Annotated in this window: 11 protein-coding genes; 8 read left to right on the forward strand and 3 right to left on the reverse strand. The window is 58.1% G+C overall.

Annotated features, from left to right (window positions below; all coding sequences use genetic code 11):
- From SM764_RS22120 to SM764_RS22135, 4 genes are all read left to right on the forward strand, one after another.
- Positions 1-949: peptidase G2 autoproteolytic cleavage domain-containing protein (locus SM764_RS22120; protein WP_369002819.1), on the forward strand; the 949-nt coding region annotated here is incomplete at its 5' end.
- The gene (locus SM764_RS22125; RefSeq protein ID WP_368981664.1) at positions 946-1260 is read left to right on the forward strand and encodes a phage holin family protein; all 315 of its coding nucleotides are present in this window, start codon (positions 946-948) and stop codon (positions 1258-1260) included. The genes SM764_RS22120 and SM764_RS22125, both read left to right, overlap by 4 nt.
- A gap of 68 nt (positions 1261-1328) precedes the next feature.
- Positions 1329-2105 (forward strand): peptidoglycan-binding protein, encoded by a 777-nt coding sequence (locus tag SM764_RS22130; protein ID WP_369002820.1) that lies wholly within the window; start codon positions 1329-1331, stop codon positions 2103-2105.
- Positions 2106-2148: 43 nt separating this feature from the next.
- Entirely contained in the window at positions 2149-2487 is a 339-nt protein-coding gene (locus SM764_RS22135; protein WP_369002821.1) for a hypothetical protein, read from the forward strand.
- Positions 2488-2712: 225 nt separating this feature from the next.
- Here the strand turns inward: SM764_RS22135 and SM764_RS22140 are convergent, their stop codons facing one another.
- Positions 2713-5115 (reverse strand): CHASE3 domain-containing protein, encoded by a 2403-nt coding sequence (locus SM764_RS22140; RefSeq protein WP_369002823.1) that lies wholly within the window; start codon positions 5113-5115, stop codon positions 2713-2715.
- Between the two features lie 366 nt (positions 5116-5481).
- Between SM764_RS22140 and SM764_RS22145 the strand changes: the two genes are divergently transcribed.
- Positions 5482-5925 carry a BLUF domain-containing protein gene (locus tag SM764_RS22145; RefSeq protein WP_369002824.1) on the forward strand — a complete coding sequence of 148 codons (444 nt, stop codon included), beginning with the start codon at positions 5482-5484 and terminating at the stop codon, positions 5923-5925.
- Positions 5926-5986: 61 nt separating this feature from the next.
- Here SM764_RS22145 and SM764_RS22150 read toward each other — a convergent pair whose 3' ends face one another.
- Both SM764_RS22150 and SM764_RS22155 read right to left on the reverse strand, forming a co-directional pair.
- Positions 5987-8065 carry a putative bifunctional diguanylate cyclase/phosphodiesterase gene (locus tag SM764_RS22150; protein WP_369002826.1) on the reverse strand — a complete coding sequence of 693 codons (2079 nt, stop codon included), beginning with the start codon at positions 8063-8065 and terminating at the stop codon, positions 5987-5989.
- Between the two features lie 583 nt (positions 8066-8648).
- Complete coding sequence (locus SM764_RS22155; RefSeq protein ID WP_274837352.1) at positions 8649-9293, reverse strand: ArsR/SmtB family transcription factor; 645 nt, start codon at positions 9291-9293, stop codon at positions 8649-8651.
- Between the two features lie 103 nt (positions 9294-9396).
- On the opposite strand from SM764_RS22155, the gene SM764_RS22160 reads away from it, so the two are divergent.
- The 3 genes from SM764_RS22160 to SM764_RS22170 are packed head-to-tail and all read left to right on the forward strand — an operon-like array spanning position 9397 to position 12237.
- Positions 9397-10248 carry a sterol desaturase family protein gene (locus tag SM764_RS22160; protein WP_274837353.1) on the forward strand — a complete coding sequence of 284 codons (852 nt, stop codon included), beginning with the start codon at positions 9397-9399 and terminating at the stop codon, positions 10246-10248.
- Positions 10245-11546 (forward strand): MFS transporter, encoded by a 1302-nt coding sequence (locus tag SM764_RS22165; RefSeq protein WP_369002827.1) that lies wholly within the window; start codon positions 10245-10247, stop codon positions 11544-11546. The genes SM764_RS22160 and SM764_RS22165 overlap by 4 nt, the downstream gene beginning before the upstream one ends.
- The gene (locus SM764_RS22170; protein WP_369002828.1) at positions 11539-12237 is read left to right on the forward strand and encodes a DUF1499 domain-containing protein; all 699 of its coding nucleotides are present in this window, start codon (positions 11539-11541) and stop codon (positions 12235-12237) included. The genes SM764_RS22165 and SM764_RS22170 overlap by 8 nt, the downstream gene beginning before the upstream one ends.
- Positions 12238-12354 lie beyond the last annotated feature (117 nt).

Below are 12354 nucleotides of genomic sequence, written 5' to 3' on the forward strand. Positions count from 1 at the left end.
CTCTTTTACCGGCGACACGCTCTTGGTGAGAACTTCGCGTGCTGGGTCTTCTGCGTTCGATCTCATCGATGCTCGGAGCAACGGAGGTTCTGATGCAGAATTTCGGGTGCGCGGCGATGGCGCGGTCACTTCAGACGTTGGGTTCACAGGCGGCGGCGCGGACTATGCGGAATACTTCGAATGGGTGGATGGGAACCCGGGCCATGAGGACCGGCGCGGTCTCTCGGTTGTTCTGGATGGCGACAAGATCCGGCTGGCGCTCCCCGGTGAAGACCCGATCGGTGTCATCTCTGCCAACCCATCCGTGATCGGTGACGGAGATATTGATCGCTGGAAGGGCAAGTATCTCAAGGACGCCTTCGGCGCCTACATCTGGGAGGAGTACGAGGCGCTGAGCTGGACCGAGGTCGTCACTGACACCGAGACGGTTCAGGAGCAGGCGAGCGAAGCGCAGGAGCGCAGCCGCGAGGTGATCGAGGTGGTGGATGGCGTTGCGGTCAAAACCGTTGTGGCTGAAACCGTACAGGTGCCGCTCTTCGATGAGTTCCCGCTGGTGGATGAGGCAGGCCATCCGATTATGGTCGCGACGTCCGAGACCTTGGCAGATGGATCGCAAACCATAATCGAGGTTCAGGCGGTCCATCGGGAGCCGCGCATGGCAGAGGTGCAGCGCCAGACCACGCGGGACATCGAGCACAGCTATGCAGCTGACGAGGTGCCGGATGGTGTTGCGGTTCCGGCCGATGCTGAGCGCGTCACGCAGCAGCGCCGCAAGCTGAACCCGGATTATGACCCTTCACAGGACTATACGCCGCGCGCCGACCGGCCGGAATGGGACACGGTGGGCCTTATGGGCAAGCTGAGGCTCCTCAAGGGGCAGCCCACGGGCGCGCGCTGGATCAAGATGCGCGATGTGAGCGCGGATGTCGAAGAATGGTTGGTGAGATGACGGAACCTGGCCTGGTGGACTGGCTGTCCAATCTGATCGGCGGCGCGGCGACAACGCTGGTAGGCGCCGCGATTGGTCGCCTGATGTGGCATTCCGGCGAGGTGCGCAAAGGGCAGCGCCGCTTCTTCGGCCCGGAACTTCTCTGGGAAATCCCGGTGGCCTTCGGCATGGCCATCATCGGGGAAGCGATTGCCAGCTACCTTGGCGCCAGCGCCACGGTCAGCACCGGCATCGTCGCCCTTGCGGCTTACATCGGCCCGCGCGGCGCTGAGGTGCTGCTTGCCAAATGGCTGACCCGCGCCAAACCCTGACCCCCCGAACCCTGAAACCGCCCCGCCAAGGATGTCCTTGCGCGGGGCTTTTGCATTGGAGGCTTTCCATGCCTGACATTCTCACTTTTGAAACCCTACAGAAGATCACCGGCCCGATCGCGCCTGGCAGCAACCAGGCGCGCAATGCGCAGTCCTTCCTGCTGGCGCTGAACCGCTATGGCTACGGTCTGGGCCTGAACCAACCGCACCGGCTGGCCTACCTGCTGGGGCAGGTGTTGCTGGAATGTGGCGCCTTCCGCTATGACAGGGAAATCTGGGGCCCGACCGCGGCGCAGGCACGCTATGACACTCGCACGGATCTCGGCAACACGCCGGAGTGTGATGGCGATGGCTACCGGTTCCGGGGCCGCACCGGCATGCAGATCACCGGGCGCGCCAACTACCGCGCCTTTACCGCCTGGGTGCGCCGCCTTGATCCCACTGCGCCGGATTTTGAGGCTGACCCGAATGCGGTGAACCTCGATCCCTGGGAAGGGCTAGGGCCGCTCTGGTACTGGTCTGAGCGCGGGCTTAACCCGCTGGCCGATCGGGGCGATATCCGGGCGGTCACCCGGCGTATCAACGGCGGGTACAATCACCTGTCCGAGCGCAAGCGCTGGACCCTGCGCGCCCAGCTGGTGCTGCTGGGATATGGCACCACGGATCTGCGGGCCTTCCAGCGCGCTGCTGGCCTCAAGGTAGACGGCATTCCCGGCCCGAAATCCCGTGCTGCCCTGCATGCGGCTCTGCTGGCCCTACCGCCCATCGCGGCCTCGAACCCCAAACCTGAAACCTCCCGGATCCGCGCGTTCCTTGCGCGGTTCCTGCCCTGGCTGGTGGACTAATCCGCCGGCCGCTTTCTCCCTACTTCAAAACAGAGGACCCCCCATGAACTGGAATGACATTCTGCAACAGCTTCAGCCCGCGCTGATCAGTGGCCTGAGCTTGCTCCTGACCGTTCTGATCGGCGGCGCTGCCCAGGTAGCCAAACAGCGCTTCGGCCTTGAGATCGAGGCCCGGCACCGCGAGGCCCTGCACAGCGCCCTCATGAGCGGCGCCCGCGCCGCGATCGAGGACGGCCCCGGCGCCGGAAAGGATGTGCTGGTCGAGCAGGCCGTGACCTATGCCCGCGAGTCGGTGCCCGACGCAATCGCGCGGCTGCGGCCCAGTGAGGCGGTGCTGCGCCGCCTGGTGATGGGCAAGCTGAGGGAGATCGGGGAACAGTAGGGCGATCATCAGAAGAGGCCCCGCTGTTTGGTGGAAGGGAGCCCATTCGTTTAAGGAGAGATGGTTTCTAGACCGATGTCGGCACTGCTCATATAGCGGACTTTGGAACATTTGTGCGTTGCATCTAGGCGAACCCTGCGGGTCACTCTGCGTGTTCAACAAAACGGGAAGGGCAGGTTCAAACGAACCTGCCCTCGCTGACCTCATTTCCGCTGCGAGTGAGCCCTAAAAGTCCTGCCACTTATCCAAGGCTGCGTTTCCATGCGCGGTGGCAGCTGACACAGCTTCGCTCATGTCCCAGTCATCGCTTTCGTGTCCGGTCGGCTGTGACGTCGAGACCGCGTGCATCGGGGTGATCTTCCCACTGCCTGAGATCTTGAAGTGGGCGACCCTCTCGGCAAGTTTGGTCGCATCGCTTTTCAGCATGTGACTTGCGGCAGTGGCCTCTTCCACCATGGCTGCATTTTGCTGTGTCACCTTGTCCAGTTGCACAACGCCGGTGTTGATTTCGCCCAGAGCAGTCGACTGCTCAACCGCACCCTCCGCGATCTCCGTCACAAGGTTTGAGATGTGATTGACCCGGTCCACGATACTGGTGAGCGCTTCGCCCGCCTTGCCCACAAGGTCCACACCACGTGTTACCTGTTTGCTGCTGTCGGTGATCAACGTCTTGATCTCGGTTGCCGCATCGGCGGACCGTTGCGCCAGGCCACGGACCTCGGAGGCGACGACTGCAAACCCCCGTCCAGCCTCACCGGCCCTTGCAGCCTCGACCCCAGCGTTTAGGGCCAGAAGGTTAGTCTGGAAGGCAATGTCGTCAATCACGCTTATGATTTGAGCGATATGGGTGGAGGATTCCTCGATCTCTGTCATTGCAGCAACAGCACTCTGAACAACCTTGCCGCTGTTCTCAGCCTCAGTGCGGGCTTCGCCCATGATGCTTTCAACACTGCGCGCACCATCGGCAGCCGATTTCACTGAAGCTGTTAGCTCGTCAATCGCAGCAGCGGTTTCTTCGAGAGTCGCGGCCTGACTTTCCGTCCGATGGGACAGATCATCGGAGGATTGGCTGATTTCAGTCGCACCATTTTGGATGCTCCCAGAGGTTTCGATGACCTCTGTCACTGTTGCACTCAAGGTGGAGACCGTCGAATTGAAATCCCGGCGTAGTTGCTCATAGTCAGCAGGGAAGGTGCGCTGGATCTGCGCGGTTAGGTCACCCTGGGCCAGATCAGACAGGCGATTGCTGAGTTCACGAACCACCTCCGCCTGCTCGGCATCCTTTGCTTTTTGCGCGGCTTCCAGTTCCTTTTCGCGGATCAGGGCTTTGCGGAACACGTCGAGTGCGCGCGCCATCGCGCCGACTTCATCGCCACGACTTTGTCCCCTGATTTCAACTGAGGTATCCCCCTCGGCCAGTTGACCCATTGATTGGGTGATTGCTCGTACTGCATTCCCAATATTGGCACCAACCGAGAGAGCGATGACGGACCCAAGCAAGATGGCCGCAGCAACCGTGCCCAAAATCTGGATTTCAGCGCTTTTTGCCGTCGCAACATTGGCTTTTTGGCGCTCCTCCATCAAAGCAGTTTCGATCGACATGAACTCTCCCATGAGCTCTCGAAACTGATCGAAGAAGAACTTTCCTCGGGCCTCGCCAACCAATCTCGCCATGTCATCCATGGTTTCTGAGTTGCCGATCGCGCGGCGTAGATCCAGCATCGGCTCAACAATATTGGTACGCCATTCCGAAATTGTCTTGCTGATTTCCGCAAGGCGCGCGACTTGAGCGGGATTATCGCTGACCGTTTCGGAAAGCTCAGTCACCAGCGTCTCAAAGCTTTGCTGACCTGCTTCATAGGGTTCGAGGAAGGCAGGGTCACCAGCGAGCAGGAACCCACGCATACCGGTTTCCATGTCCACGGCAGCGCCAAGAATTTTCTGCGCTTCGCCGATAACTGTATGGGTATGGTTGACCCATTTCACGGCATTTTCGATGCTTTCCGTGGTGGGGGTGCCAAATTCCATCAGTTGGGAGAATTCTTCCGACCTCTGGTCGAGCAGGGTTCGCTCAGCCAGAATAAATTCCGATATCAAACCGCGAAACCCATCGAAGTAGACTTTGCCTTCGGCTTTTTGGATTTGGCGCGCCAGATCCACCATGGTTTCGGAATTTCCGATCGAGCGGCGTAGCTTGATCTGCTGTTCGGCAACTTCAGTTTGCCATTTCCTGAGTACATCTTCTGCTTCGGTCAGACGCTGAACCTGAGGTGGGTTATCGCTTACAACCTCACGGAGCTGAGCCAGTGTGGAATAGGCTTTTTCCTCACCGGCGTTGTAGGGGGCAAGAAACTGCTCTTCGCCGGCAAGGAGGTAGCCTCGCATGCCGGTTTCCATATCTACAGCGGACGCGACAATGGCGTCAGCTTCCTCAAGAACGGTTTGAGTATGCCTCACCCAGCCAGATGATTCTGACATCTTGTTGAGGTCCACTTTTGCAATGACACCGATACCAAGTGTCAGCAGCAATGGAGCGGCTACCGCAGCCAGAACCTTGGTTTTGGTGCTTAAGTTCGCAAAGGACAGCTTTCGCGCCTTCGACAGCTGCGGCGCTGCTACATTGTCCATACCTATGCCCCTTTCGGATCAAAACCATAAAAACTCCGCAAGTCGTGACACAAAACCGTTACCAAGCCGTGTCTGGTGAAATTTATCATAAGGATAGGACGTATAACCAAAAGGATAGGATTGCGGAGAAGGGCATGGAAAACGGCCAGGCCGTGCAGTACCGCTTTTCCCATCGAGGCAGCGACGTCCGCAGCAACAATGCCTAGTCTGGATGAGCATCTGTGCTGCTCGCAATCGGCAGTTCAGTATCTCACTCAGGAAGCGAGACCCAAAATCCTTGGTTGCGTGTATCGAGATTACGTAACGACGCATCCATTCACACAATGCAATATTTATGATAAATTTACGAAATTTTGGGGGAGCGGAATGTACAGGACAATCTATCTGAGTGCTGCCAGTCACATGTTCTCAACCGAGGACTTGAACGCCATTCTTTCCGTCTCGCGTAGAAACAATCAGTCGGACGGTATAAGCGGATTGCTTCTCTATCATGAGGGCTCGATTTTGCAGGTTCTTGAGGGGTGTCAGAGCAGGGTTGATGCCTGTTTCGAACGCATCAAGATGGATGGTCGCCACAGGGGATTGTTGAGACTGTTCCATGGCAAAGTGGATCGGCAAGCCTTCCCTACTTGGTCAATGGGTTTCGCCTGGCCCAACGACATAAAAGACGGGGCAGACGCGAGCCTGAAAGGTCTTGAACAGGTTGTCAAAGAGCTGCCGCGCCTCAGCAAAATCGACCGACGCTCTGCGACACTCATTCGCTCGTTTTTTGTCTCGCACAATGATCTGGCAGCTATGTTGGTTCACTAACTACCTACTTGAATATGGAGCGACCCAAGTTGGTTTGCTTGCCTGCAACACCGCCCGTCATTCATCCGCTCCAACGCAGGCTGGAGGTTGGTGGTTGGGATAAGAACTCCTCCGCCTCGCGAGGTGAGAGTGGCCGAGCGTGGAAGAAACCCTGTGCAAAATCGACGCCAAGGTCGCGGACATACTCGAATTGCGCCAGCGTCTCCACGCCTTCAGCCACTACGCTTAGATCCAGGCAATGCGCGAGTTCTACCAAGCCCCTGATAAGTGCGCGGTCTCCGGCCGAAGCTTCCAAATCCTGAACGAAGCTTTTGTCGACCTTAATTTCATCAACGGAAAAGTCGCGCAAATGAGACAGAGACGAAAACCCCGTTCCAAAATCATCCAGAGATATTCGAATGCCCATTGCGCGCAATCGGCACAGAGTTTTCTCCACGAGTTCTTTGGAGCGTCCGATTAGTGCAGTCTCTGTGATCTCCAGAACAAGGTCCGTCGGAGCAATGCAATACCGAAACAACAGGTCCTGAACTTCTTCAGCAAATCCCGGTTCGCGGAACTGCGCAGGTGATACGTTGACAGCCAGCCTTCCGGGGTGCAGGCCATGATTTTTCATTTCACCAAAGAAGGCAAATGACTTCTCAAGAACCAGCCTACCGATTGCAGGGATGTGACCCTTTTCCTCGGCGACCGGAATGAACTGATCCGGCGGCACGAATATCCCATCATGGAACAATCTGGCCAGCACCTCAAAACCCACATGTTCCTGTTCCGTGACACTACAGATCGGCTGCAATGCAATAGTGAAGCCCTCGTTTGCCAATGCATCCACCACAATGGCCTCAAGGCGCTCTCTATGATCAATGCGCTTTTGTGCCGAAGAGTCGAAAAACCGCCACGCACCGCGTCCGTTTCGCTTCACGTCGTAAAGCGCGATGTCGGCATTGGTCAAAAGCATTTCCGCGGACGCCCCGTCCTGCGGGTACTGAGCTACCCCTAGCGAAAACGAAGGGACATATGGAGCCCCTTCAAGCGATGTAGGTTCGCTCAGCTTCTTATGCATGGTATCAATAAAGGCTTTCGGCGCGCGTGCTACGGCATCGCAATGTATGATTGCGCCGAACTCGTCACCGCCTAGCCGTGCGACAGTCCCATACTTGCCGACGAATTCTTTCATGCGCGAGGCTGTCTCTTTTAGAAGCAGATCGCCGATGAAATGACCTTTGCTGTCATTGAGCACCTTGAAGTGATCAAGGTCGATCAGTGCAATCAGGCCGCAACCGTCCTCTGTAGCGAGCAGTTCCTTCAGCATGGACAAGAACCGGGTGCGGTTGGCTAGTCCGGTCAAGCCGTCAGTAAGGGCGAGGCGCTCAAGCTCAAGTTCTGACCGTTTCCGGTCGGTTATGTCATACCGGGTCGACACATAGCGTAGAATTTTACCGTCTGGGCCTTGAACTGGTACAACGGTGGTGTCGACCCAATAGATATCTCCTGCCTTGTTACGGTTACACACCTCACCATGCCAGGTTTCTCCTCTTCGGATCGTCCGCCACATTTCCACAAAGAGTGATCTGTCATGGTACCCGGAGTTCACGATACGGTGGGTCTTACCGATGAGTTCTTCCGCGCTATAGCCGCTGATTTCAGTAAATTTGGGATTTACGAAGGTAATTTTTCCCCGTGCATCCGTAACCGAAACAATCGCCTGCAGATCTAGCGCACGCTGATAGGCTTTGAAGTCAATGCTATCCTGTTTGAGCGCTCGCTCTTCGCTAACATCTCGCTGAATATCAACAAGATGAATCAGCTCTCCATCGTGATCAACAATTGGAATGCGTTTGGTTTCAGCTACGTAGGTCTGCCCACTCTGTTTATAGGTGACAACGTCAACCTGGATGACACTCCGTTCCGAGGTAGCCTTGGCAAGAGCCTTACTGCTCTCCAGCGTGGTCGCGGAGCCGCACAGCAACTCCGAAGGTTTTTTACCCAGCGCATCTTCCAAGGCGTAACCATTGAGTTCGGTAAAGGCTGGGTTAACCCAAACAACCCGACCTAGGGCATCCATCAGGATAATACTGTCACGCACGTGCTCGGCGATGAGCCGTGATAGCGCATCTGACTTAACCTCTTGACTTGTTGACATCGCAAACACCCCAAGTACCGGATTACTGCTGAAGCAGTGTGTTGCATCTGCACCGCAACACTCCGCCCGGCTCAGTCCCAACGCATAGGGCCAGAGCGGTCAGATATCGTTTTCCCAGAGGTGAGCTTAGCCAGGGAGGATTAAGAAATTCTGTCTGAGAACCTGCGAGTTAAATGGCACATGTCAGCCCAAACAAGACATTTATGCCAGGTGCAGCGAAGACCATGCTTAGGGTGCAAAATATCCGGCCAAGCATTCCCGAGAACGGACCTTCAGATCAGCTGGATCGATCAAGACGACACGGCGCGGTGCTTGAAGGTCAGCGAAGCGCAGATAGCGACCTTTGCAAAGTCGGGGTGATCGGACACGACCTCTGGCCCGACCGGCCCACAGCTGACATTCGTGCATCGCGTTTAGAATGTCCGCGGGCTGCCCGAAGCGGACTGGAGGTGGAACCTATCTCCCTCATGAGATCTCCAGCGACGTCTGGGCGCGTTGTCACGACATTTCGAAGACTTGGCAACTCGCAGTATTTTGACGCAGTCAAGTAAACTCATGGCTCCTCGAACAAAGCCTTTGTGGATCAATACGCCGACCGAACGGCCCGACCATCTTCGCGCCATTCAGGCAGACCGCCTTCCAAGCGGCGCGCGTTGAAGCCATTCTTGCGCAGGAATGCCACGGCTTGATGGGCGTAGACACAGTATGGGCCACGACAATACGCCACGATCTCGGAGTTTCGATCGAGGGCCGTCAGGAACTGATCCAGCTCTGATACGGACATGTTGACCGCGCCCGGAATGTGGCCATCTGCGAACTCGTCGGCCGGCCGCACGTCAAGGACGGTTACGGATCCTTCGGCCAGTCGGACGGCAAGCTCATCGCGTTTGATCGGTTCCGGTGCGTCTTCGCCGTCGGACAGCCCGCGCAGGATATCCCTGACTTGGGCGAGGTTTCTCTCGGCTACGTCACCCAGAACGCCCAAAAGCGCCAGTGTCCTCGCGTCGGTGAGGCGATAGATCACCGCCTTGCCGTCGCGTCGGCTGGTGACAAGACCAGAACGCCGCAATTGCTGTAAATGCTGCGAGCAGTTCGCGACGGTGAGCCCGGTCTTTCCCGCCAGCGCCTCCACACCGTGTTCGCCCTGGGCCAGTTGCTCCAGAAGCATGAGACGCGCGGGGGCAGCCAGGGCCCGCGCGATAAGGGCGTATTCTTCGAGAAGGGCCATCTTTGGACTGATTGACACGGGTTGCCTCAGGACACTAAAACATTCAAGTGATTTCTTGAATGATAGCGAATCCAGCCCTCGCCACAAGAGCAAAGCCGACCCTATGACCGAAACGATCCTTTCCGCCGAGCCGACAATCCGCCTTGCCGCATTCTTGGGCGTCTTGGTTGCCATGGCGCTGTGGGAGGTTGTGGCGCCCCGAAGGCGCAGAGAGATTCCGCGCCTGATCCGCTGGACGAACAACATTGCATTGGTCGTTGTTGATACGGTGATCCTGCGCCTGACATTTCCGATTCTCGCGGTTGGGTTGGCGGTCATGGCCGAGGACCGTGGGTGGGGCCTGTTCAACACCCTCGAGTGGCCGACCTGGGCTGCCATCCTTGCGTCGATACTGGTGCTCGACCTGGCGATCTACCTTCAGCATGTCATGTTCCATTCAGTTCCCGGGCTTTGGCGGCTGCATCGGATGCACCATGCCGATCTCGATTTTGACGCAACGACCGGCCTGCGCTTCCATCCTCTGGAAATCCTGATCTCGATGGGGATCAAGCTGGCCGTGGTGGCAGCGCTCGGGCCGCCTGCCGTCGCGGTGCTGCTGTTCGAGGTGATTCTGAATGCGACGGCGCTTTTCAACCACGCCAATATCGACCTGCCGCGTCCGGTTGATCGGATATTGCGGCTGTTCGTGGTCACCCCGGACATGCATCGCGTCCACCATTCCGTCGACCCGCGCGAGACCAATTCGAACTATGGTTTCAACCTGCCCTGGTGGGATCGGCTGCTTGGCACCTATATCGCGCAACCCGCCAGAGGGCATGAGGACATGGAGATCGGGATCGAACAGTTCCGCACCCGCCGGGACCTTTGGCTCGACAGGATGCTTGTCCAACCTCTGCGCGGCCCGGCTTCAGGCCATGCTCTCGATCCACGCATCACCGTGGAAGAAAAGGAATGACCTACACTCTCGGCATTCGCGAGAACCTGCGCCCCTTTCTTGAACAGCTCTTGCAGGTGTTCTTTGTCGGCATGACCATCGGTCTGCAACGCACGGTGATACCCGCGCTGGCCGAGACGGAATTTGGCGTTGTTCATGGATCGATGACCGCGATCTTCGCTTTTGTTGTTTCCTTCGGAATCGTGAAAGGGGCGATGAACTTCGTTTCGGGCCGACTGTCCGAGCGCGTCGGACGCAGGCGGGTGTTGATATGGGGCTGGCTGGTGGCACTGCCGATCCCGTTCATGATCCTCTGGGCGCCAAGCTGGGGATGGATCGTCGCGGCCAACGTGTTGTTGGGCGTCAACCAGGGGTTCTGCTGGTCGATGACCGTCACCGCCAAGATGGACATCGTGAAAGGATCGCAGCGCGGAATGGCGACCGGATTCAATGAATTCGCCGGTTACGGTGGGGTGGCGGCGGCCGGCCTTCTGACCGGCTATCTGGCAAGTTATTTCGATCCACGGACCGGTCTTTTCGCCTTTGGCCTTGTAGTCATCCTCCTGGCGCTTGCGGCGGCGGCGCTGGCATTCACCGAGACGCTTCCTTTTGCCCGGGCCGAAGCCGCACGTCACAAGGCGGGCATCACCAGCGGACCCCAGCCGCGTTACGCCACCGGCCCCGACTCCCCGAATACGGCCCAGGTCTTTGCCCTCGTGTCATGGCGCAACCGGACCTTCATGGCGCTGGCTCAGGCGGGCAGTGTCGAGAAATTCGTCGACGCGCTGATGTGGGCGCTGGTGCCGGTCTTTCTTGTGTCGAAGGGGGCCAGCCTGATCGAGATTGGCTGGATCACTGGCCTCTACGGGTTCGTCTGGGGCGGCAGTCAATTGTGGACCGGCCCGCTATCGGACGTTGTCGGGCGGAAATGGCCCACAGTCGTGGGGTTTTTCCTCTGTTCCGGCGGCGTCATCACCTTTCCGTTCCTTGCTACGCTCACGGGCTGGGCCGTTGCCGCGGCCGTATCCGGGGTCGGCATGGCGCTGCTTTACCCAACTCTCATTGCGGCGATGGGCGACATCGCGCACCCCTCATGGCGAGGCTCGGCGCTTGGGGTCTACCGGTTCTGGCGCGACCTCGGCTATGCCATCGGGGCGCTGGCAATGGGGTTGATCGCCGATGCCACTGGCATGCTTCAGGCCGGTTTCTGGCTGACAGGCGCCGCCATGGCGCTTTCCGCGTTCTGGCTGATCCTTGGAATGGAAGAAACGCACCCTCGCATAAATCCCGCCCTCGAACAGGAAAATACAGATGCTTGAATTCATGATGCGCCGTATTGGCTTTCCGGCGATCCTACTAGGCCTTGTGTCCTATGCGCTTCTTGCGTTGTCCGTCAGGGGCTATCGAGTGGGCGGCTGGCCTTGGCCCCAGGCCTATGATCTCGCCGGTTGGGGCGTCTGGACGGCGCTGGCGGGTGTCATCGCAGCACTCGCAGCGTTGGTGGTGGCTTTTCGCAAGGGGCACGGAGCCATCATTGCGCTGCTGGGCCTAATCCTGGCGTTACCGGTTGCTGGCCTCGGAGCCGCTTTCGAAATCGCCGCGCGCACGACACCGCCGATCAACGACATTTCGACAGATACCGAAGACCCGCCGGTGTTCTGGTTCACCGTGACCCCAACGGACTACCCGGCGCAGAATGTCGAGCCGCAACGCTCCGCCTATCCGGACGTGCGCCCGCTGGACCTTCGGGTTGCGGTTGAAGATGCATTCGCAAAGGCTCTGGTCCTTGTCGAAACACGTGGCTGGGAGGTTCTCTCGGCCGACCCCGCTGAAAACCAGATCGAAGCCATCGCCCGGAGCCGCGTCTTCGGCTTCGAGGACGAGGTGGCGGTTCGGGTCACCGAAATAGAGACAGGCACTCGTATCGACATGCGGTCCCGCTCGCGCCTTGGACAGATCGACCGTGGTGCCAACGCCCGGCGTATCAAGGCGTTCCTTGTGGATCTGTGACCTGCCCCCCGAAATCTCCCGCACTTTAATGTAGAGTTTGCTCAACCTCTTGATGGAGCAAACAGATGCGAAAGAGCCGTTTTACAGAAGCACAGATCATCGGAATGATCAAAGAAC

The sequence above is a fragment of the Pseudophaeobacter sp. 1A16562 genome (assembly GCF_041008785.1).
In the GTDB taxonomy this organism is placed as follows: domain Bacteria; phylum Pseudomonadota; class Alphaproteobacteria; order Rhodobacterales; family Rhodobacteraceae; genus Phycobacter; species Phycobacter gallaeciensis_A.

Bases quoted from the DNA above. Each gene is read 5' to 3' on its own strand.
- SM764_RS22155 (WP_274837352.1), bottom strand. From the start codon at position 9,293: ATGGCCCTTCTCGAAGAATACGCCCTTATCGCGCGGGCCCTGGCTGCC.
- SM764_RS22140 (WP_369002823.1), bottom strand. From the start codon at position 5,115: ATGGACAATGTAGCAGCGCCGCAGCTGTCGAAGGCGCGAAAGCTGTCC.
- SM764_RS22130 (WP_369002820.1), top strand. From the start codon at position 1,329: ATGCCTGACATTCTCACTTTTGAAACCCTACAGAAGATCACCGGCCCG.
- SM764_RS22170 (WP_369002828.1), top strand. From the start codon at position 11,539: ATGCTTGAATTCATGATGCGCCGTATTGGCTTTCCGGCGATCCTACTA.
- SM764_RS22160 (WP_274837353.1), top strand. From the start codon at position 9,397: ATGACCGAAACGATCCTTTCCGCCGAGCCGACAATCCGCCTTGCCGCA.
- SM764_RS22125 (WP_368981664.1), top strand. From the start codon at position 946: ATGACGGAACCTGGCCTGGTGGACTGGCTGTCCAATCTGATCGGCGGC.
- SM764_RS22145 (WP_369002824.1), top strand. From the start codon at position 5,482: ATGTACAGGACAATCTATCTGAGTGCTGCCAGTCACATGTTCTCAACC.
- SM764_RS22135 (WP_369002821.1), top strand. From the start codon at position 2,149: ATGAACTGGAATGACATTCTGCAACAGCTTCAGCCCGCGCTGATCAGT.
- SM764_RS22165 (WP_369002827.1), top strand. From the start codon at position 10,245: ATGACCTACACTCTCGGCATTCGCGAGAACCTGCGCCCCTTTCTTGAA.
- SM764_RS22150 (WP_369002826.1), bottom strand. From the start codon at position 8,065: ATGTCAACAAGTCAAGAGGTTAAGTCAGATGCGCTATCACGGCTCATC.